The organism is Herbaspirillum sp. C7C2 (assembly GCF_022627865.1).
Taxonomy (GTDB): domain Bacteria; phylum Pseudomonadota; class Gammaproteobacteria; order Burkholderiales; family Burkholderiaceae_D; genus Herbaspirillum; species Herbaspirillum frisingense.
In genome coordinates this window covers 429,327-448,424 of record NZ_JABXGI010000002.1, presented here as the reverse complement: position 1 = coordinate 448,424, position 19,098 = coordinate 429,327, and the positions used below count along the sequence as shown (strand labels likewise).

Genomic DNA, 19,098 nt, shown 5'->3' with positions numbered 1-19,098 from the left:
CTGTTTGGTGAGTACCTTGGCCGGTGTAGTGCCAGGCCATTTGCTCCCGCCCTCACGGCGCCCGATCCTCCACCGGCTTCGCCGTCTTCCTGATCTTCGCCACATCGGCCGCCGACACCGTCCCACCGCGATTGCCCCAGGCGGTCTGGATATACGAGGTCACTTCCGCCACCTGCTGGTCATTGAGCAACTGCGCGTAGGGCCCCATCACCAGTCCGCCCTTGATCGAATCGGTCGCCGGCTGGCGTCCGCCCTGCAGGATGATGCGGATGGCCGAGGTGGCATCGCCCGTCTGCAGCACCGGATTGCCCGCCAGTGCCGGGAAGGCCTTGCCGTAACCCGTGCCGTTGCTGCGGTGGCAGGCGGCACAGCGATCCAGGTAGAGCGCCGCGCCCGGCGTCTGCGGGCGGCCCTCGTAGGCGGCCGTGGCGCTCACCTCGTCATAGCGATAGGGCGCCGCATCGTTGCGCGGCGACAGACTCAATAGGTAGCGCGAGATGGCATTGAGATCGGCCTCGCTCAGGTATTGCATGGAATGCTCGACCACGTCATTCATGGCCCCGAAGGAGGCTGTGAACTGGTTGCGTCCGGTGCGCAGGAACTCCACCAGATCGGCCTGGCTCCAGCCAGCGATGCCGCCACCATGCTCGTTGCGCAGCGACGGCACGCTCCAGCCATCCACCACCTGGCCACCGGAGAGGTAGAGACGGCTGCTGTCGTCACGCAGCGATTTTTCCTGCAGCGTGGTCGAGCGCGGCGTATGGCAGCTGCCGCAATGTCCCAGTCCCTCCACCAGATAGGCACCCCGTGCCAGTTCCTGGTCGCCGCCGGCCGGTGCTGCATAAGGCGTCGGCGCGAACAGCTTGCGCCAGATCGCCAGCGGCCAGCGCATCGACAGCGGCCACGGGATGTCATTGGCGCGATTGACCTGGGCAGACGGCGGCACGGCCTTGGTGAAGTAGGCATAGAGCGCCTGCATGTCCTCCTCGCTCAGCCGCGAATAGGACGGGTAGGGCATGGCCGGGTAGACCGTATAGCCAGCTCGGGTGACGCCGGTACGCATCAGACGCGCAAAGTCCTCGTAGCTCCAGTCGCCGATGCCGTGTTCCTTGTCCGGCGTGATGTTGGTCGAGTAGATCGCGCCCAGCGGGGACGCCAGCGCCAGTCCGCCCGCAAAGGGTGCGCCACCCTTGCTGGTATGGCAGGCCACGCAATCGCCGGCCCGCGCCAGGTAGGCACCCCGCAGCAGCAACTGGTCGTCCGCACTGGGGCTGCCCTGGCCGGCGATGCGCTGCGACAGCGCGGCATCGGCCGGCGGTACCGCGAAGGGCTGCAAGGGCGCCGTTTGGCGATTCAACAGCCGCCCGCCCATCGGCGGCTTGGGCGGCGCCGCAACGGTCAGCGAATCATCGGCATACGCCAGGTTGTAAGCGGCTGCCGCGGCCAGCATGGCCGCGCCCAGTGCCAGGGAGGAGGTCAGGATCAGTCGTTTCATCATCACTCCCGTGCTCACGCGCTGACCAGCGGACGCGGGTCCTTGAGGTATTGCTCGCGGATGGCGCGGGCCGACCAGTAGGTCAGCGCCACCGCCGCCCCGGTCGGGTTGTAGCCGATGCCCTGGGCGAATACGCCCGAGCCCACCGCAAACACGTTGTGTACGTCCCAGCTCTGCAGGTAGCGGTTCACCACGCTGGTGGACGGGTCATTGCCCATGGCCACGCCACCGGCCCAGTGCGTGGTCTGGTAGCTGCGCAGGTCCGGCGCCGCGCCGAAATCCTTGACCGTGACCTTGATCTCGCGCGCCTTCAGTTCATGCGCGATCTTGACCGCCTGATCAGTGACATAGCGGCTCATGCGGATGTCGTTGTCCTTCCAGTCGAAGGTGAAACGCAGCAGCGGCTGGCCGAAGGCGTCCTTGTAGTTCGGATCGAGATCGACATAGACGTCCCGATACACCATGTTGGCGCCATGCACGTCGAAGGACATGGTGTTCAGATAGTTGTCCTTGACCGCCTGCTTCCAGGCGCGCCCCCACTTGGGTGTGCCGGGCGGCACGGCAATCCCCGAGATTGGCTTGGCCCCGGCCGGATTGCTCCAGATCGGGGAACCGCCCACGAAGCCCAGCGGCCCGTGGTCCATGTGGTCGCCATTGAAGTCATCCACCGCCACCCCGTTGCCACCGGCACCGATGAAGCCATTGATGTTCTTGCCCGGCGCGAAGAAGGCATTGATGGTCGACATCATCTGGAAGGCGATATTGCGGCCCACCACACCGGTATTGGAGACCGGGTCATACGGCTTGCCGATGCCCGAGAGCAGGAACAGCCGCGCATTGTTGTAGGCGAAGGTACTGGCCACGACGATATTGGCTGGCTGGAACACGGTGTCGCCGTTGGCATCGATGTAGGTCACGCCGGTGGCCTTCTTGCGGGTGCTGTCGAGTTCGATGCGCAACACATTGCACTGGCTGCGCAGTTCGAACAGCTTGCTCTGGCGCAGCGCCGGCATGATGTTGACGTTGGGCGAGGCCTTCGAATAGTTGTAGCAGGCATAGCCCGAGCAATAGCCGCAGAAGGTGCAGGGCCCCATCTGGCAACCATACTGGTTCACATAGGGTGCCGAGGCATTGGCCGAGGGCAGCGTAAAGGGATGGAAGCCCGCCTGCTGCGCCGCCTTGCGAAACAGCGCCGCCTGGTATTGCTCCTTCTGCGCCGGCAGCGGGAAGGCGTCGGAGCGGTCGGCCTCGAAGGGGTTGCCACCATTGTCCACTACGCGACCCTTGACCCGATAGGCGGTGCCGGAAGTCCCCATCATCTTTTCGGCGAAGTCGAAATACGGTTCCAGTTCTTCGTAGCTCACCCCCCAGTCCTGCAGGTTCATATCCTTGGGGATGAAGTTCTTGCCGTAGCGTTCTTCGTAATGACTGCGCATGCGCAGCTCTTCCGGCAGGATGCGCCAGTGGCAGCCCGACCAGTGCAAGCCAGCACCGCCCACACCTTCGCCCGGCTTGAACATGGCGATCTGGCGATAGGGGATAGCGCTGTCGCCCATCTTGCGGCGGAAGGTGAAGGAGGATTTATTGAGGTTCTGGAACAGCTTGAAGCGCTGCTGGTAGTCCAGCTCATTGATGGTCTTGGGATAGGCGCCATCGGGATAGGTGTCGCGATAGACACCACGTTCCAGCGCCACCACGCTTTGGCCGGCCTCGGTCATTTCCTTGGCCATGATGGCCCCGGTCCAGCCGAAGCCGACGATGACGACGTCGACTGCTTTCATGTTCTTGTTGGCCATGTGCTTGTGCTTCCTGGGGAAGGGGAAGAGGGAAAGAAGTAATGGGCAGGGGCAGGGAAGCCCGGGCCATCAGCCGCGCGAGACCGGCGGCAGCGGATAGGTGCGACCGTACTGGTCCACCCAGTCGTAGTAGTCGGCGCGGGCACCGGGGAAGCCGATCATCTTCCATGCGGCCATGCCCTTGTTGCCGCCATCGACGGGGTCGCAGAAATAGCCTTCGTGCACGTTCTGCAGCAACTGGTTGAACAAGGCCGCAGGGGGAATGCTGGCCATCTTCACATTGCCCTTCTCGAACTCGCCCATCATCTTTTCGCGCTGCTGCTGGTTCAGCCCGACGTAGCCCTGGCCGTACTGCTGCTTGATGGCGGCGTCGAACTCGGCCAGGCCCTTCTTGTACAGTTCACGCGGCGGGTAGGGCAGCTGGTAACCGAACTCCGCTGGTGCATCCGGCGTGAACGGCCCCTGCATGTACCACAGCTGTCCCTGGCCGTAGGGCGTGTTCATCTGGGCATCGATGAATTCGGGCACGCCTGCCTCCAGCGCACCCGGGCCGTTTTCATCGGCCGGGATGAGCACCTCGGCCAGGGCACTGAGCAGGGCGAATTCATCCTGATTGAAGAAGCTGGGTTTGTAGGGCGTGTTGTCGCCGGGCTTGGCCGACTGGCCCTGGGCAGCCACGGTGAGGCCACCGGTGGTCACCGCCAGCGCGGCAGCCGGCGCGGCAGTCAGGGCGCCGCGCAGGAAGTGGCGGCGATTGGCGGAGATGCTTATTTTTTTCATGGCGCGTTTCCGTGTGGGAAATCGGGGCCGCAGCAAGGCAGATGCCTTCCGTACGGATGAGCCATGATGCGCGCTTGCGCAGCGCGAAGGGATCAGTGAATCTGAGGTTTTGGTGTCGGAAACGTCTGACATCGCAACGCTGTACCAGCACCGCGATGTCCGCATGTCCGCTGCTCAGGCGTCCGGCAGGATCTCGGTCAGCGAGAGGATGGCCTGGGCCACTTCGGCGATGCGCCGGTTCTGGTTCATCGCATGCTTGCGCAGCAGGCGATAGGCGTTTTCTTCGTTGAGCCCCTGCTTCATCATCAGCACGCCCTTGGCGCGTTCGATGAGCTTGCGTTCTTCCAGGCTCTCGCGCACGGTGGCCAGTTCCTGGGTCAGGTTCTGCAGCCGTTCGGATTGCGCCCGCAGCAGGTCGACGATGGATTGTGTCAGGTGCGGCCCGACCCCGGCATCCATGGGGCCGCCGCTCAGGTGCCCGCCATCCAGGCTGGAGGAGAAGGTCGCCAGGGGTGCCAGCGGATCGAGCGCCTCTTCCTGGCTGAACCACTGGCCCTGATCGTCCAGCTCCTTCTGCAGTTCGATGATCTTGGCGCGGCATTGCGCCTGCACGTATTGCGCCAGGTGAATCTCGACCTGATGCAGACCGTCAATGCGGGTGGAGCAGCACTGGTACCAGGCATCGGCCATATCGGAATCCAGCGGCCGCTCGTGCGAGGTCAGCAGCTTGCGGCGCAGTCGCTCGAGCTCCGCCAGCGGCAGCGTGGCCTGCATCGCCGTCCACTCATTGCGGAAACCCTCGGCGAAAGACTCGAAACGGCGCAGCGCCTGCTCCTGCATCTCGATCTGGTATTCGATGCTCTGTTCCTGCTCGCGCGTGATCTTGCCCATGGCAAAGGCCGCGGCCCCGCCGGCGCGTTCGCGGCCAGCGAATTCCTTGCCCTGCATCAGGTTGAACAGCGCCACCAGCAGGCGTGAGATCTGTGGATCGACTGCCACATCGGCGGCCTCGAACACCAGCGCCAGCAGCGCCCCCACCAGCGTCTTGAAACGTTCGTAGCTGGCGGTCGGCGAGCAGGCCAGGGCCGCCACGTCGGCGCGCAGGCGCGGCAGGCCGTCCAGGGCGTGCAAGGCAAAGGCGATGCGGGTGTAGAGGCGGGCACCGTTGGAAAGTGCGTTGTCATGTTCGGTTGCCTCCAGCCAGGAGGCAAATTCCTGCTGGGCCACCTCGCTGGCGGCCACGCGCTCGCGCCACACCAGGGCATCACGCTCACCGCGCGAGCCCAGGTAGATATTGGAAATGCCGCGTTCCTGCTGCAGGCAGTGGATCAGTTTGCCCACCGTCAGCACCAGCTGGCAGGTGCGGGCGAGGCGTTGCAGTTCTTCCACTTCGCAGCGGCGGGCAGTGATCAGGTAGTTGAGGACGTTGCTCATGGGCGCAGGAAAGGGGGGGAGCGGGCAGCCGCCAGGGCATGCAATATTCGTGCAATGCCCGGCGCTGCCGCGATTGTAAAGGATCGCTCCCCTGCCCGAAACCCCGGGGCGGGCCGGCGACCTTGCACCCTGGTCCGCCCCGCCGTACCTGATTACATGTCGCTGACCAGCACGGCACGGCTGGCGTCGGCTGGTGCCGTGCCTTCCATCACGATCAGTTTCAGCGGGCCGGACTGGGAAGATTGCGCACCCGGTTCGGCCAGGCGGCGCGCCGGACCGATGGCCGTGCCGTTGGACATGCCCTTGGCATCGGTCACGAAGCTGGCCACCGGCGCACTCTGGCCACTCAGGTAGACGTTGTAGTTGGTCTGCGGCTTGAGCTTGAAGAGCGACACCTCCAGGGCATCGACCACGCCCAGGTTGCGCGACACCACGAAGCCCTTGGCTTCCGGCGCCGTCACGGGTTTCAGGCGGATATTGAGCGGTTCGGCATTGGCCAGCGGCGCCAGGTTCTGCTTGCCATCCCCGTCGCCGACCACGTTGGAAAGGAAGATCAGGGCCTGCGGCGCCTGGCCACCGGCGACGTGGGCGATCACCTTGTTCTGCGCCGGATCGATCACCTCCATGCCGTCACCGTTTTCCAGACCCACATAGACCCGGCTGCTGTCGTCGGAACTCCAGATGCCATGCGGCAGCGCACCGGTCGGGATGGTCGCCAGCAACTGCGCCTGGGCATCGGTGCTGTAGACCTTGACCACGTTCTCGCCACCCACCGTGACATAGGCCAGCACCTGGCCGTTGACCGTGGCAAAGGCCAGGTGATTGGTGATGAAGCCGGTATCGATGACGCCGCTCACCTTCAGGGTGCGGGTGTCGATGCGGGTCACCTTGCCCACGTCCTTGTGGGTCATCCACAGTTCCTTGTGGTCGGGCGTAAATTGCAGGAAGGGCGAGAAGGGGCTCACCACGTCGATCTTCTTGATCACCGTATGCGACTTCACGTCGATCACATCCACCTGCGGCGTAAAGCTCGATACCGAGAAGGCCAGCTTGTTGTCCGGCAGGAACTGCACCATGCCGGGACCGACGGCGGTCTGGATGCGACGGGTTTCCTTGAAGGTCTGCGGGTCGATGACGGAGATGTAGTCCTCGCCGCGCACCACCACCCAGACTTCCTTGCCGTCGGCACTGAAGAAGCCCTCGTGCGGCGAGCGGCCGACATAGGTCACGCCCTTGACGGCATTGGTGGCGGTATCGATGAAGGTGACCGAGTTGGACCCGTTGGAGATCACCACCAGGGTCTTGTGGTCCGGCGAGAAGCCCATGCCGTGCACGTTGATCTGGCCGCGATACAGGGGCGAGAGCACGTCCGGACGCGGATTGCCCAGGCGGATCTGGCCCACCAGCGTATTGTCGGCAGGATTGAAGACCGACACTGTATTGCTGTTCTGGTCGGCCGTGTACACCCGGTCATGGGCGGTGGGCAGGGCCATGGCTGAGCAGGACAGCAAGGACAGCAGCGAAATGGTGAGGGTGGAAAGTGCGAGTCTGGATGATTTCATGGCGTTGGCGCGGTGGTTGGAAAAGCGGGGGGAGGCACAGTGATGGCGGGCTCAGGGCGCGCTGGAGGGGTAGCCGTGGCGCTTGAGCCAGGCCTGCATCACCTGGATCTCGTTCTGCTGTTCGGCCACGATGCCCAGTGCCAGATTGCGTATCTCCGGGTCCTGGCTGTACAACAGCACGGCACGCGCCATGTCGACGGCACCCTGGTGATGGGGCAGCATCATGCTCACGAAATCGTGGTCAGGTTGACCGTTCATGGGCGCGTGCTGCATGCCGTAGTCCATCACGGCCATGGCATCGTCGTTGAGGGCGGAAAAGGGTTTGGCGCTGCTGGCCACGAAGACGGGGGGCGTTGCCGTGGTGAGTGGTGCCGGGCTGTCATGAGCCATACCATGCATGGCCCCCATGTCATGGGCCGGTGCGGTGGCCGCGAACGCAGCCAGGGAACATGCCAGCGAAGCCGCCAGCATCAGGCGCCAGCCCCGGGCCGACCGGCCGTGCGTTGTCGATACTGCCTTCATGCTATCTCCTGGAGGTGATGAGTACGGGCAGTCTAGGCAGCGCACGGCGTCGTCTGCATGACAATCGAATGACAAATCTGTCACCCGCTCATGCCCAACGACGGCTAGGAGGATAGGCTCAACCGTCGGTGGAACGGCTCAGCGCTTCATGGGTCTGGATTTCCTGTTCCAGCGCGGCCACGCCGGCGCGCACCAGTTGCAGCGCATCGCTGCCCAGCAGCAGATGGGCCGGTGGCTGCGGCATGGAGATCAGGGCCAGCATCGCCTGCGCTGCCTTTGCCGGGTCCCCCAATTGCTTGCCGTGCTTGTCTTCGCGGGCCTTGCGGACTGGGTCGAAGAGGGCGTCATAGTCGCTGATGGTACGCGGCGAGCGCGCCATCGACCGACCCGCCCAATCGGTGCGGAACGAGCCCGGCGCCACCGCCGTGACGGCGATGCCCAGCGCCTTGAGCTCCTGGCCCAGAGAGGCCGAGATACCCTCCAGCGCGAACTTGCTGCCGCAGTAATAGCTGATCCCCGGCATGGTGATATGCCCGCCCATGGAGGTGATGTTGATCAGGTGGCCGCGGCGGCGGGCGCGCATGAAGGGCAGCACCGCCTTCATCATCGCCACCGCGCCGAAGACATTGACCTCGAACTGGCGGCGCATGTCCGCCAGCGGCGATTCTTCCATCACGCCTTCGTGGCCATAGCCAGCATTGTTGACCAGTACGTCGATGCCACCGGTCTGCGCTTCGGCCGCGCTGACCATGGGCGCGATGGCGTCGGTATCGGTCACATCCAGTACGTGACCCCAGGCCCGGCCCGGCGCCAGGGCCTCGAAGTCGGCCACCGCCTGTGCGTGGCGTGCGGTACCGACCACGCGGTGGCCGGCGTCCAGTGCCGCCACGGCCAGCGCCCGGCCGAAGCCGCTGCTGATGCCGGTGATGAGCAAGGTTTTCTGCAGGGACATCATGCTTCTCCAGTTCAAGTAGGGGAGTGCATAATAGTCAGCCATCACCGAATCATTAAGCCGTAATCACCTGTTTTTATTGCCTGAAACTATGAAACGAGAGATTCCCGTGCGTACCGCCAAGCCCACCCTGCAAGCCCCTGTACAGCAGCGCATCATCCACCTGCTGCAGGACATGGCGCCCACCGAGGGCTATCACCTCACGCCCATGGAGAGCGTGCGCGTACTGCGCGCCGACGGCCCGCTGGCGCGCACGCCGGTGCTCTACGACCCCGGCATCGTGATCGTCTGCCAGGGGCGCAAGCGTGGTTATTTCGGCGGGGAGCTGTATCTCTACGACGAGCAGCACTACCTGGCGGTCTCGGTACCGGTACCTTTCACCATGGAGACCGATGCCACGCCGCGACGGCCCTTGCTGGCCCTGTACCTGCATCTGGACTTCACCCTGGCTGCCGAGCTGGCGCTGCAGATCGACCGCCAGGGCGCCCCCGCCGTGCAGGCGGCGCGCAGCATGATGTCCTCGCCCATGGAGCCAGCCTTGCAGGGCAGCCTGCTGCGTTTTCTGGAAGCGATGGTGCAACCGCAGGAGGCCGCCATCCTCGGTACCGCGCTGCTGCGCGAAATCTACTATCGGGTGCTCACCGGTGCCCAGGGCGAGGCGCTACGCAACGCCCTGGCCATGCGCGGTCATTTCGGCAAGATCGGGCGGGTGCTGCGGCGTATCCACACCGACTATGCGCAGGACCTGGACGTGATGCAGCTGGCAGCCGAGGCCGGCATGAGCGCGCCCAGTTTCTACGTGCATTTCAAGGACATCACCCAGGCCTCGCCGATGCAGTACCTGAAGTCGATCCGCCTGCATCAGGCGCGTCTGCTGATGGTGCGTGAAGAGATGACGGCCGAGGCGGCCGCCCATGCGGTGGGTTATGTCAGCACCAGCCAGTTCAGCCGCGAGTTCAAGCGCCTCTTCGGCGCCACCCCGGTGGCCGAATGCCGGCGCCTGCGCGAGAGCTTTGCCCTGCCGCCCGGCTTTGCGGATGCGCAGTTCGTGTCCTCACATTGAGCCCTCCGGCCGCAGCGTTCAGCGGGCGATATACCACTCGTAACGGTGGTTCCAGGCCACGAAGAGGTTCATGACGATGGCCCCCACCAGGGAATAGAGCACGCGGTCGGCCGGCATGAAGCAGGCCGCCGTGGCGAACAGCACCAGGTCGAAGCCCATCAGCAGCCAGCCGGCCTTGAAACCGGTGCGCTCCTGCAGGTAGCTGGCCAGGATGCTCATGCCGCCGCAACTGGCCTGGTGGCGGAACAGGCCGATCAGCCCGATGCCCACGCACAGACCCGCCAGCACGGCACCCACCAGCGGATCGAGGTGGCTGTAGCTGATGTAGTTACCGGCGATATTGGTCAGCACCGACACGGCGGTCACCGCCGCCAGTGTGCGCCAGGTGAAGGCCGCACCCATGCGCAGGGCCGCCAGCAGGTAGAAGGGCAGGTTGATCAGCGCAAAGGCCGTACCGAAGCTGACCCCGGTGGCATAGCTGACCAGGAAGGCCACACCGGCCACCTGGCCGATGATGAGACCGAGACTATGCAGCATGGACATGCCGAAGGCGATCATCACCACCCCGAACAGCTGGCCCTGCAGGTTGTCGATCCAGTTGTGGCGCACCTGGGGAAGCGCTGCAGCGCGCTCGCGCGGGCGGGGTAGGGACGAGGAAGACGAGGAAGAAGCGGGTGCCACGGAGGCAGGGGAGGCAGACGAAGAGCCGGCAGTAGAGGTCGTCATGGCAATACCAATCATCAATCGTGGATAACGAACGCGTTACGGCAATGGACAGGCCAGCGGGTAAGCCGGCACCACCATTGCATTTGCGACTGCCTTCTGTCGTCGACAGTCGCCGCAGGGGCGCATGGTAATTGATTTGTTGCGACGCAGCGACTACTGGATGCGGCCGCGCTGCGTCCTCGCAACATTTCCCATCTAGCAGGAAATATGCCAGGGGGTCCGAGGGATGAGCACCGGAATGTAGCCTCCGGCTAGAATCCCGTCATGGATATTCTTTCTCCCACGCCCGCCCAGGAATGGATCAGGCTGCAGCGCGACGAGGACAGCGGCATCGAGAGCATCGGCGCCCATTTCTCCGGCCATGCCTACGATCCGCACGACCATGACGAGATGCTGGTCGGCGTGACCCTGCAGGGCGTGCAGCGCTTCCGCTGCGGCACCGCCTTGCACGTCAGCACCCCCGGCAAGTCCATCCTGATCGAACCCGGTGCCCTGCACGACGGTCACGCGCCCCATGAGAGCGGTTTTACCTACGCCATGCTCTACCTGCCTACGCCCTGGCTGGACAGGATGACCGACCACCTGCGCCTGCCCGCGATGACCCGCTTCGCTACCTTCCGCCAGACCCTGCACGACGACGCCCAGCTCGCCGGGGCCATCCACCGGGCCTTCCTGGCCTTGCACCAGCGCGAGGGCAAACTGGCCCGCGACCTGGCCCTGGACCGCATGCTGGTCTTGCTCTCCGGCCAGTTCGACGACAGTGTCGCGGGAAGCAACGAGCCACCTTCCCCGGCCCTGCAACGGGTACGCGATCTGATGCATGCACGTTTTTCCGAGGATCTGGGCCTGGAAGACCTGGTCGCCTGTTCCGGCATGGACCGGTTCCGCCTGAGTCGCCAGTTCAGCCGGGCCTTCGGGCGCAGCCCGCATGCCTATCTGGTGCAATTGCGCCTGCGCCGGGCGCGTAGCCTGCTGGCGGCCGGCCATGATCCGGCCCAGGTCGCGGCAGACGCCGGCTTTGCCGACCAGAGCCATCTGGGCCGCTGGTTCCGGCGCGCCTACCGCATCACCCCGGCCGCCTACCGGCGCGTCTGCACAAACGTTCTAGAGTGAAGCGCGGCGGCTTCCTAAGATGGAATGCTCTGAATTCTGATCGGGAAGACCGCATGTTCGATACCAAAATCGCCATCCTGGTGCGCAATGACCTGCCCATGTGGCAACGCCTGAACGTCACCGCATTCCTTGCCACCGGCATCGTCGCCGCCGCGCCGCAAGCCCTGGGCACGCCCTATGTCGATGCCGCCGGGAAAAGCTACACCGCCCTGTGCGGCCAACCCATCCTGATCTTCGAGGCCGACCTGGCCGGGCTGCAGGCGGCCCATCGCATCGGCCTGGAACGTGAGCTGATCGTCGCCCCCTATGTGCAGGCGATGTTTTCCACCGGCCATGACGACGCCAATCGCCAGGTCTTTCTGGCGGAAGACCCGGCATCCATGAATCTGGTGGGACTGGCCCTGCGCGGCGGCAAGAAGGCGGTGGACAAGGCCACCAAGGGACTGGCGCTGCATCCCTGAAGGAAGGCCAGAGCGGGGAGGGGACAGGGCTGGGCAGGCTGGATGGCGACGGCCGCTCAGACCGGTCGCGTCATTCCAGTTCCTTCAACTTCTGGTGCAGCACCTCCACCCGCTGCAGGTGGCCATTGCCGCGTTCGCGCAGCCGTTCGGCCGTCAGCGAACAGATCAGGTTGATTATCGCGGAGACGGCCACCACGCTGTCGAACAGCATCATGCCGTCGGTATGGCAGCGGATCACCCAGTCGGCGCGTCGGGCCGGCTTGCCGGCGATCACATCGGACACGTACAGGGTCTTCACGCCGACCTCGGCCAAGGCTTCCATCGCCAGGGAGATCGCCGGCACCCGGCGTCGCAGACCGATCACGATCGCCATGTCGCGCTCGCCCAGGTCACCCAGGTACTCGGCCAGCGTATCTCCTGGCGCCGGCAGTACCAGCACATTGCTGCGCACCTGGATCAGCTCGCGCCGGATCATCTGCGCAATCGTATGGCTGTGACGATAGCCGATGATCGCCACGCGCTGCGCATTGGCAATGCCATTGACCGCATCGGTCAGGACCTGCGGGTCCAGCGAGCGGTAGGTATTGGCCAGGTTGGCGACCTCATGGTTCAGGTGCGCCTCGATGGTGGCGCCGAGCCCGCTTCGGGCTTCCTTCTCTCCGCGCTTCTGCAGATACAGGGGCGAGCCGCCCATCAGCGCCGCCCGCGCGTCTTCCCGGGCATCGTCGTAGGATGCATAGCCGAGTTTCTGGAAAAAGCGGGTGGCCGTGGCCTTGGACACCTGCGCGCTTTCGGCCAGCTCCGTGGCCGTCTGCATGGCCAACTGACCCGGTGCGCTGAGGATGATGTCGGCCAGCCGCTGGTCAATTCCCGAAAGCTGTTCGTACTGCGCCGCGATGCGGCTTTCGATGGAGGCCGAAGCCTTGTTCTTCTTGGTCGGAATGCTTGCCATGGTTGTCTGGACGGCCTGGTCTGGGATGCTGCGCGATGGTGCAAGAATCATTCCAGTGCAGCGCGGCGCACCTGTCTTGTGCGGGGCGGCGCTGCCCTGGATCGAGAGGCATTGTACGTCGTCGGCGTGGTCGTGAAACAGATATTTCAGCTTTAACCTGATTGTATCTGGTGTTTCACGGCATTCCTCGCAGGAAACTGGTGTTTCAGGATGGATTGGCATGAAACATGCATTGCATGATCGGGCTTGCCCGGATCGCCTGTGCGATCCCATCGTCCCTCAACCTCCAGGAGCCGCCCATGTCCGCACCACGTCTGTCCCGCTATCTGCTTTCCGCACTGCTGTTCTGCAGCGTCGCCGCCCATGCCGACACGCTGGACGACATCAAGAGCCGCGGCAAGATGATCGTCGCCATCGATCCGACCTTCGCGCCCTATGAATACACCGATGCCTCCAACGCCATCGTGGGCTACCACCCGGCCGTGCTGGCGGCGGTGGCCAAGAGCCTGGGCGTAAAGATCGAATACCAGCGCATGGCCTTCAGCGGCATCATTCCCGGCCTGTTGTCAGGTTCCTTCGACATGGAAGGCTCGGCACTGAACGTGACGGCCGAACGCGCCAAGCGCATCGCCTACGTGGTGCCGACCGGCAAGACCGTCAACGGCCCCCTGGTGCGCGATGACTTCACCAGGATTCCCGCCAACCCCACTCCCGAATCGCTGGCCGGCCTGACCGGCGCGGTCAAGACCGGCAGCGCGCCCGAGGGCATCCTCAAGCAGTTCAACGACACGCTCAAGGCCAAGGGGCTGGCGCCGATCACCCTGCTCAGCGTCGATAGCGTGGACCAGACCGTGGCCGCCCTCATGACCCGCCGCGCCGACTTCGTCTTCGATGACCTGACCGTGCTGGCCGACGTCATCAAGCAGCACCCCGGCAAGATGAAGATCACCGGCGAACTGGGCCCCTCGCAGTGGATCGCCCTGGCCACCCGTCCCGAAGACAAGCGGCTGAACAAGGCCGTCAGCGACCAGATCCTGGCCATGAAGAAAAGTGGCGAACTGGCCCGCCTGCAGCAGCAATACCTGGGCGTCACCTTCGCCACGCCCGATGCCGATTTCATTCCCGCCAAATAAGCGCCCAATACGACCTGCCAGCATGTGTAACCACACCCACTCCCTGACCGTCCCCGCCGGTCACGGCCGGACCTTTGAAGTCAAGGCCGGCCAGTTTCTCACCATCACCGATGTCGAGGGTCAGCAGGCGGCCGATTTCGTGGCCGTCGTCGCCGGCGACAAGAGCGAGAAACTCTCGCCCACGCATACCCGCCGCAGGCTGCAGTCGATCTTCTTCGACGTCGGCGACCACCTGTATTCCTCGCTGGACCGGCCGCTGCTGCGCGTGGTGGCCGACACCGTCGGCGTGCATGATGCCAATGTCCCGGCCTGCGACGACACCCGCTTCACGGTCGACTTCAACGTGATCGGTCACCGCAATTGCCTGGACAACATGCACGAAGGCCTGGCGCTGCACGGCCTGTCCAAGTTCGACGTGCCGGAGCCCTTCAATCTGTTCCAGAACGGCCCGGTTACCCCGGACCGCCGCATGCAGGTCACCGACCCGACCAGCAAACCGGGGGATCACATCACCTTCGAGGTGCTGGAAGACCTGCTCTGCGCCGTCTCGTCCTGCCCGCAGGACATCATTCCCGGCAACGGCCTGCGGGTCACCGATATCGCCATCTCCATCCATGACGCCGATCCGCACCGCCGTGCTGTGGCGTCCACCGACTGACCATCATGCTGCTGCTCAAAGAAACCCCGCCCCGTCAGCCCTTGCCACCCACGCGCCTGGTGGTGCCGGCCGGCGAAAGCCGCGCCATCGACGTCAAGGCCGGCCAGATCCTGCGCATCGAAGCGCGCGAGGACGGCGCCACCGCCATGCTGTTCGCCTTCGACCGCGCCCAGCCTGACATCTTCATGTCGGTGCACCATACCCGCGTCTTCAGCAATTCCTATGTCCTGCAGGCGGGCATGCGCATCGTCAGCAACCGACGCCGCGCGCTGATGGTGCTGGGCAAGGATAGCGTCGGCACGCACGACCTGCTCATGCCGGCTTCCACCACCGCCTGGCTGGCCGCCAACGGCTATGCCGGCCAGACCGGCTGCGTGGAGTCGGTCTCGGCCGTCATCCGGGAGCAGGGTTTGACGCCGCCGCGCCTGCCGGACCCGATCAATCTCTTCATGCATGTCGACCTGGACCAGCAGGGCCGTATCATTCCCTTGCCCAGTCGCACCCGGGCCGGCGACTTCATCGCCTGCCGGGTGGTGGCCGACATGGTCTTCGTGGTCTCGGCCTGTTGCACCGGCGTGCCCGGCAACGACCGACCGGGGGCGCTGGAAGTGGCCACCGCCGAAGAACTGAACGCCCTGTAGGCAACGGAGAGCGCGCATGTGGTTTAGCCCCCAGGTGATCCAGAGTTTTCCCGCGCTGCTCGACGGCTGGATGATGACGGTCTCGCTCACCGTGCTGGGCGCCATCGGCAGTCTGGCCTGGGGCCACCTGGCACTGGCCCTGCAACTGGCGCCGCTGGCCCCGCTGCGCTGGCTGGTGCGGCTCTACATCAGTTTCATGCGCGGCACGCCCGCGCTGGTGCAGTTGTTCCTGGTGTTCTTCTCCCTGCCGCTGATCGGGCTGGGCGGTCATCCGCTGCTGGCGGCGGCATTGACGCTGGGCCTCAACAGCGGCGCCTACACCGCTGAAATCCTGCGCGGCAACCTGCGTGTCGTCCCCCGTGGCCAGATCGAGGCCGCCACCGCGCTGGGCATGGCGCCCTGGCGCATCGCCACGCGCATCGTGATGCCGCAGGTGCTCAGGGCCAGCATCCCGCCGCTGGTCAATGAATTCACGATCCTGCTCAAGACCACGCCGCTGGCCTCGGTGGTGGCCGTGACCGAACTGACCTACGCCGGGCAGATGGTGATCGCCCGCACCTATACCTCGTCCCAGATCATGCTGATCGTGAGCATCGGCTATCTCGCCGTCGTGCTGCCGGTCCTGGCGCTGGGCAAGCACCTGAGCCGGGTGCCACGGTCCGGTCAGGCCCGACTGACCAGCCCGGCCACCCCGGGGAGAAGCTGACATGGCCTTCGATCCCGGCATCCTGCGCCCGCACGTCCCGGCCCTGCTGGCAGGTCTGGTGGACACTTTCTGGCTGTGCGCAAGCAGTGCCGTGCTGGCCTGCCTGCTGGGCATGGTGCTGGTGGTATTGCGACGCATGGGGCCGCGGCCGCTGGCCGTGCTCATCGACGCCTATATCGCCGTCACCCTGGCCTTGCCCCTGCTGGTGCTGCTCTATGTGAGCTTCTACGTACTGCCCGATTTCGGCCTGCTGCTGCCGGCACCGCTGGTGGGGGTGTTGACGCTGGCCATCTATTACGCGCCCTATATCGCCCAGGTGATCCAGGCCGCCATCGACGGCCTGCCCCGGGGCACGGTGGAAGCGGCGGTCGCCATCGGCATGCCGCCGCTGGCCATCGCACGCCGGATCGTGGCACCCCAGGCCTTGCCCCTGCTACTACCCACCATGACCGGGCTGGGTATCGGCCTGTTCAAGGATTCCGCATTGCTGTCGGTGATCTCGGTGCATGAATTCATGTTCGCTGCCAAGAGCGTGGTGGCCGAGACCTATGCGCCACTGGAAGTCTATTGCATGGTGGCGCTGGTCTACTGGGCCGCCACCGGCTTGCTGCATGCACTGACGCGACGCTGGGAGCAGCGCATCGCCATCGCCCATGGCGTCCAGTCCTATGGCATTTCATCTTCTTCAAACGCTAGCACGCCATGAACCCGACAGAACCGAATTCCCCCGCCGATGGCGCGATCGCCCTGCGCGTTCGCGACATCGTCAAGTCCTTCGGCCCGCAGCGCATCCTCGACGGCGTCAGCCTCGATATCGAACGCGGCAAGGTGGTCTGCATCCTCGGCCCCTCGGGGTCGGGGAAGTCGACCCTGCTACGCTGCCTGAACTGGCTGGCACCGCCCGACGCCGGTGAGGTCTGGATCGGCGATGAGCGCGTGGGCGTGCGGGAAGGGCCGCACCAGCGCCTGCAGCCCCGTCCCGCGCGCGAGATCCGTGCCCAGCGCAGCCGCATCGGCATGGTGTTCCAGAACTTCAACCTGTGGCCGCACATGAGCGTGATCGACAACGTCATGGAAGGCCTGATCTCGGTCAAGGGCATCCCGCGCCTGGAGGCCAGCGACATCGCCGCCGAAGCATTGCGCAAGGTCGGCCTGGCTGGCAAGCACACCGCGATGCCAGCCGCGCTGTCGGGCGGGCAGCAGCAGCGGGTGGGCATCGCCCGCATGCTGGCCATGGCACCGGAAGTGATTCTTTTCGACGAACCTACCTCGGCCCTCGACCCCGAGCTGGTCGGCGAGGTGCTGGCCGTGATGCGCGCCCTGGCGGCCGCCCAGACCACCATGATCGTGGTCACGCACGAGGTGGCCTTTGCGCGCGACGTGGCCGACGTGGTGGTCTTCATGGACGGCGGCAAGGTCGTCGAGATGGGGCCGCCTGAGCAGGTGATCGACCAACCGTCTTCGGCGCGACTGCGCCAGTTTCTTCAACGCTTCAACCCAGGAACCCCGACATCATGACTTCTCCCGCTTCCATTACCGTTCCCGCCGGCCACGGCAAGGCCGTGCGACTGCAGGCCGGGCAGGCCGTGCGCGTCATCAATACGCACGGCACCCAGGTGGTCGATTGCTGGGCATGGAACGCCTACGACCTGGCCGAATACATGTGCATGGAGACCACCCGCGTCTGGAACCAGCGGCTCAACCCGGTGCTCGGCGACAGCTTCGTGACCAACCAGCGCCACCCCATCCTCACCGTGGTGGAAGACGCCACGCCGGGCGTGCATGACACCTTCATGGCCGCCTGCGACCGCCGCCGTTACGAATTGCTCGGTGTGCAGCACTACCATCGCAATTGCTGCGACAACATGTTCGAGGGCATGTTCGAACTGGGCGTGACCCCGCCACGGCCCAACCTGGCCTCGTTCAACATCTTCATGAACATCCGCGTCCAGCCCGACGGCATCACCCTCAAGACCCTGCCCACGGTGACCAAGCCGGGCGACTTCATCACCCTGCGTGCGGAGATGGATTGCTTTGTCGCTTTCTCGGCCTGTCCGCAGGACATCGTGAAGATCCAGGGGCAGGGCGACAATACCCCCAAGCCAGTCGAGATCAGGGTGCTGGAGCAGTTCCAGTCCGACCTGCCCGGCACGCGCACCTGGGTGCCGCAGGATTGAGGGGGCAGGGCCGCGCGGTCAGCAGGCGGGTACCGGTCACGGCTGGCCGGCCGCCTTTTCGCGAATGATGCGGATCAGCCGCAGCGCCGCCGGTGACAAGTACATGTCGCGCCGGTGGGTCAGGCCCATGCGGCGCAGCATGGTGGTTTCCTTCAGGGCCACCTCGCGCAGGTGACCCCGGCCGCCCAGCAGATTCAGCTTGGACGCAAAGCCCAGCAGATTGCTGCGCTCGATGAGCGGCAGGATCATGTTCAGCACCGTGGGCGTGATCTGCACGTCGGGCCGGGGCAGGTGATGGCGGTCGAAGACATTGTCCAGCCACTGCCGGCTCAATACCGATTGCGCCGGCAAGACCCACTGGTATTCCAGCAGGTCGCGCAGCCTGACCTTCCTGTCGAAGATGGGGTGATGCGGGCTGGCCATCACCACCATCTGGTCCTGCATGATTTCCTCGGTATGGAATAGCTCGTCATCCTGGATCATCGGCCCCAGTACGATATCCAGTTCTCCCGCCTTCAATCCCGTCAGCAGGACATCGTTCATCGACACCTTGAGGTCGATGGTCACCTTGGGCGCCTCCGCCAGCAACTGCTGGCAGATGCCCGGCAGCACGTGCTCGGCCAGCGTGGGGACGCAGCCCAGGCGGATGTTGCCGTCCCGCCCATTGGCATAGTCGCCGATCTCGCGTGCGGTCTCGTCCATCATCAGGCTGATCTGGCGCGCCCGGGTCAGCAGCGCCTGGCCCACGGCGGTCAGGCGGATGCCGCGCCCGGCCCGTTCAAACAGCGGCGCCCCCAGTTGTTCTTCCAGACGATCGATGCACTTGGTCAGTGCCGGCTGGGTCTTGTAGAGCCGCTCGGCGGCCCGCCCCACGTGGCCTTCCTCGGCGATGACGGCGAAATACTTGAGGTCGCGGAAGTCCATAAA

At 64.9% G+C, this 19,098-nt stretch carries 20 protein-coding genes; 10 read left to right on the top strand and 10 right to left on the bottom strand.

Annotated features, from left to right (window positions below; genetic code table 11):
• Nucleotides 1–52: 52 nt before the first annotated feature.
• From HWE04_RS05705 to HWE04_RS05675, 7 genes are all read right to left on the bottom strand, one after another.
• Nucleotides 53–1,498, bottom strand: coding sequence for a c-type cytochrome (locus tag HWE04_RS05705; protein ID WP_446719205.1), 1,446 nt, complete (start codon nucleotides 1,496–1,498; stop codon nucleotides 53–55).
• A gap of 11 nt (nucleotides 1,499–1,509) precedes the next feature.
• On the bottom strand, nucleotides 1,510–3,291 hold the full coding sequence (locus HWE04_RS05700) for a GMC family oxidoreductase (protein ID WP_241811808.1): 1,782 nt from the start codon (nucleotides 3,289–3,291) through the stop codon (nucleotides 1,510–1,512).
• Between the two features lie 69 nt (nucleotides 3,292–3,360).
• A complete protein-coding gene (locus tag HWE04_RS05695; protein ID WP_241811807.1) occupies nucleotides 3,361–4,071 on the bottom strand; it encodes a gluconate 2-dehydrogenase subunit 3 family protein in 711 nt (236 codons plus the stop codon).
• A gap of 174 nt (nucleotides 4,072–4,245) precedes the next feature.
• Nucleotides 4,246–5,505 (bottom strand): nitrate regulatory protein, encoded by a 1,260-nt coding sequence (locus HWE04_RS05690; RefSeq protein ID WP_241811806.1) that lies wholly within the window; start codon nucleotides 5,503–5,505, stop codon nucleotides 4,246–4,248.
• A gap of 152 nt (nucleotides 5,506–5,657) precedes the next feature.
• Complete coding sequence (locus HWE04_RS05685; RefSeq protein WP_446719210.1) at nucleotides 5,658–6,998, bottom strand: YncE family protein; 1,341 nt, start codon at nucleotides 6,996–6,998, stop codon at nucleotides 5,658–5,660.
• A gap of 120 nt (nucleotides 6,999–7,118) precedes the next feature.
• Nucleotides 7,119–7,589 (bottom strand): DUF305 domain-containing protein, encoded by a 471-nt coding sequence (locus HWE04_RS05680; RefSeq protein ID WP_274620046.1) that lies wholly within the window; start codon nucleotides 7,587–7,589, stop codon nucleotides 7,119–7,121.
• A gap of 118 nt (nucleotides 7,590–7,707) precedes the next feature.
• Nucleotides 7,708–8,541 (bottom strand): oxidoreductase, encoded by an 834-nt coding sequence (locus tag HWE04_RS05675; protein ID WP_241811804.1) that lies wholly within the window; start codon nucleotides 8,539–8,541, stop codon nucleotides 7,708–7,710.
• A gap of 175 nt (nucleotides 8,542–8,716) precedes the next feature.
• Here HWE04_RS05675 and HWE04_RS05670 point away from each other — a divergent pair, with 175 nt between their 5' ends.
• A complete protein-coding gene (locus HWE04_RS05670) occupies nucleotides 8,717–9,604 on the top strand; it encodes an AraC family transcriptional regulator (RefSeq protein ID WP_446719209.1) in 888 nt (295 codons plus the stop codon).
• An 18-nt stretch (nucleotides 9,605–9,622) separates the two neighbouring features.
• Here the strand turns inward: HWE04_RS05670 and HWE04_RS05665 are convergent, their stop codons facing one another.
• Nucleotides 9,623–10,330 (bottom strand): YitT family protein, encoded by a 708-nt coding sequence (locus HWE04_RS05665; RefSeq protein ID WP_241811801.1) that lies wholly within the window; start codon nucleotides 10,328–10,330, stop codon nucleotides 9,623–9,625.
• A 264-nt stretch (nucleotides 10,331–10,594) separates the two neighbouring features.
• Between HWE04_RS05665 and HWE04_RS05660 the strand changes: the two genes are divergently transcribed.
• The gene (locus HWE04_RS05660) at nucleotides 10,595–11,443 is read left to right on the top strand and encodes an AraC family transcriptional regulator (protein ID WP_241811800.1); all 849 of its coding nucleotides are present in this window, start codon (nucleotides 10,595–10,597) and stop codon (nucleotides 11,441–11,443) included.
• Between the two features lie 53 nt (nucleotides 11,444–11,496).
• Complete coding sequence (locus HWE04_RS05655; protein WP_241811799.1) at nucleotides 11,497–11,904, top strand: DUF2000 family protein; 408 nt, start codon at nucleotides 11,497–11,499, stop codon at nucleotides 11,902–11,904.
• A 70-nt stretch (nucleotides 11,905–11,974) separates the two neighbouring features.
• Here the strand turns inward: HWE04_RS05655 and HWE04_RS05650 are convergent, their stop codons facing one another.
• The gene (locus tag HWE04_RS05650; protein ID WP_241811798.1) at nucleotides 11,975–12,856 is read right to left on the bottom strand and encodes a MurR/RpiR family transcriptional regulator; all 882 of its coding nucleotides are present in this window, start codon (nucleotides 12,854–12,856) and stop codon (nucleotides 11,975–11,977) included.
• A gap of 299 nt (nucleotides 12,857–13,155) precedes the next feature.
• On the opposite strand from HWE04_RS05650, the gene HWE04_RS05645 reads away from it, so the two are divergent.
• Genes HWE04_RS05645 through HWE04_RS05615 form a run of 7 tightly spaced genes read left to right on the top strand, consistent with a single transcriptional unit; the run spans nucleotide 13,156 to nucleotide 18,171 of the window.
• The gene (locus HWE04_RS05645; RefSeq protein WP_102661951.1) at nucleotides 13,156–13,989 is read left to right on the top strand and encodes a transporter substrate-binding domain-containing protein; all 834 of its coding nucleotides are present in this window, start codon (nucleotides 13,156–13,158) and stop codon (nucleotides 13,987–13,989) included.
• Nucleotides 13,990–14,011: 22 nt separating this feature from the next.
• Nucleotides 14,012–14,647 (top strand): DUF1989 domain-containing protein, encoded by a 636-nt coding sequence (locus HWE04_RS05640; RefSeq protein ID WP_241811796.1) that lies wholly within the window; start codon nucleotides 14,012–14,014, stop codon nucleotides 14,645–14,647.
• A gap of 5 nt (nucleotides 14,648–14,652) precedes the next feature.
• Nucleotides 14,653–15,288: an urea carboxylase-associated family protein gene (locus tag HWE04_RS05635; protein ID WP_077235188.1), complete on the top strand. Its 636-nt coding sequence runs from the start codon at nucleotides 14,653–14,655 to the stop codon at nucleotides 15,286–15,288.
• Between the two features lie 16 nt (nucleotides 15,289–15,304).
• Nucleotides 15,305–15,994: an amino acid ABC transporter permease gene (locus HWE04_RS05630; RefSeq protein WP_241811795.1), complete on the top strand. Its 690-nt coding sequence runs from the start codon at nucleotides 15,305–15,307 to the stop codon at nucleotides 15,992–15,994.
• 1 nt (nucleotide 15,995) lies between these two features.
• Nucleotides 15,996–16,700, top strand: coding sequence for an amino acid ABC transporter permease (locus HWE04_RS05625; protein ID WP_077235190.1), 705 nt, complete (start codon nucleotides 15,996–15,998; stop codon nucleotides 16,698–16,700).
• Nucleotides 16,697–17,512 (top strand): amino acid ABC transporter ATP-binding protein, encoded by an 816-nt coding sequence (locus HWE04_RS05620; RefSeq protein ID WP_241811793.1) that lies wholly within the window; start codon nucleotides 16,697–16,699, stop codon nucleotides 17,510–17,512. Before HWE04_RS05625 ends, HWE04_RS05620 begins: the two co-directional genes overlap by 4 nt.
• On the top strand, nucleotides 17,509–18,171 hold the full coding sequence (locus tag HWE04_RS05615) for a DUF1989 domain-containing protein (protein ID WP_234293897.1): 663 nt from the start codon (nucleotides 17,509–17,511) through the stop codon (nucleotides 18,169–18,171). Before HWE04_RS05620 ends, HWE04_RS05615 begins: the two co-directional genes overlap by 4 nt.
• Before the next feature lie 36 nt (nucleotides 18,172–18,207).
• Here HWE04_RS05615 and HWE04_RS05610 read toward each other — a convergent pair whose 3' ends face one another.
• On the bottom strand, nucleotides 18,208–19,095 hold the full coding sequence (locus tag HWE04_RS05610; RefSeq protein ID WP_006464815.1) for a LysR family transcriptional regulator: 888 nt from the start codon (nucleotides 19,093–19,095) through the stop codon (nucleotides 18,208–18,210).
• Nucleotides 19,096–19,098 lie beyond the last annotated feature (3 nt).

Bases quoted from the DNA above. Each gene is read 5' to 3' on its own strand.
- HWE04_RS05705 (WP_446719205.1), bottom strand. From the start codon at position 1,498: ATGATGAAACGACTGATCCTGACCTCCTCCCTGGCACTGGGCGCGGCC.
- HWE04_RS05700 (WP_241811808.1), bottom strand. From the start codon at position 3,291: ATGGCCAACAAGAACATGAAAGCAGTCGACGTCGTCATCGTCGGCTTC.
- HWE04_RS05695 (WP_241811807.1), bottom strand. From the start codon at position 4,071: ATGAAAAAAATAAGCATCTCCGCCAATCGCCGCCACTTCCTGCGCGGC.
- HWE04_RS05690 (WP_241811806.1), bottom strand. From the start codon at position 5,505: ATGAGCAACGTCCTCAACTACCTGATCACTGCCCGCCGCTGCGAAGTG.
- HWE04_RS05685 (WP_446719210.1), bottom strand. From the start codon at position 6,998: ATGGCCCTGCCCACCGCCCATGACCGGGTGTACACGGCCGACCAGAAC.
- HWE04_RS05680 (WP_274620046.1), bottom strand. From the start codon at position 7,589: ATGAAGGCAGTATCGACAACGCACGGCCGGTCGGCCCGGGGCTGGCGC.
- HWE04_RS05675 (WP_241811804.1), bottom strand. From the start codon at position 8,541: ATGTCCCTGCAGAAAACCTTGCTCATCACCGGCATCAGCAGCGGCTTC.
- HWE04_RS05670 (WP_446719209.1), top strand. From the start codon at position 8,717: ATGGCGCCCACCGAGGGCTATCACCTCACGCCCATGGAGAGCGTGCGC.
- HWE04_RS05665 (WP_241811801.1), bottom strand. From the start codon at position 10,330: ATGACGACCTCTACTGCCGGCTCTTCGTCTGCCTCCCCTGCCTCCGTG.
- HWE04_RS05660 (WP_241811800.1), top strand. From the start codon at position 10,595: ATGGATATTCTTTCTCCCACGCCCGCCCAGGAATGGATCAGGCTGCAG.
- HWE04_RS05655 (WP_241811799.1), top strand. From the start codon at position 11,497: ATGTTCGATACCAAAATCGCCATCCTGGTGCGCAATGACCTGCCCATG.
- HWE04_RS05650 (WP_241811798.1), bottom strand. From the start codon at position 12,856: ATGGCAAGCATTCCGACCAAGAAGAACAAGGCTTCGGCCTCCATCGAA.
- HWE04_RS05645 (WP_102661951.1), top strand. From the start codon at position 13,156: ATGTCCGCACCACGTCTGTCCCGCTATCTGCTTTCCGCACTGCTGTTC.
- HWE04_RS05640 (WP_241811796.1), top strand. From the start codon at position 14,012: ATGTGTAACCACACCCACTCCCTGACCGTCCCCGCCGGTCACGGCCGG.
- HWE04_RS05635 (WP_077235188.1), top strand. From the start codon at position 14,653: ATGCTGCTGCTCAAAGAAACCCCGCCCCGTCAGCCCTTGCCACCCACG.
- HWE04_RS05630 (WP_241811795.1), top strand. From the start codon at position 15,305: ATGTGGTTTAGCCCCCAGGTGATCCAGAGTTTTCCCGCGCTGCTCGAC.
- HWE04_RS05625 (WP_077235190.1), top strand. From the start codon at position 15,996: ATGGCCTTCGATCCCGGCATCCTGCGCCCGCACGTCCCGGCCCTGCTG.
- HWE04_RS05620 (WP_241811793.1), top strand. From the start codon at position 16,697: ATGAACCCGACAGAACCGAATTCCCCCGCCGATGGCGCGATCGCCCTG.
- HWE04_RS05615 (WP_234293897.1), top strand. From the start codon at position 17,509: ATGACTTCTCCCGCTTCCATTACCGTTCCCGCCGGCCACGGCAAGGCC.
- HWE04_RS05610 (WP_006464815.1), bottom strand. From the start codon at position 19,095: ATGGACTTCCGCGACCTCAAGTATTTCGCCGTCATCGCCGAGGAAGGC.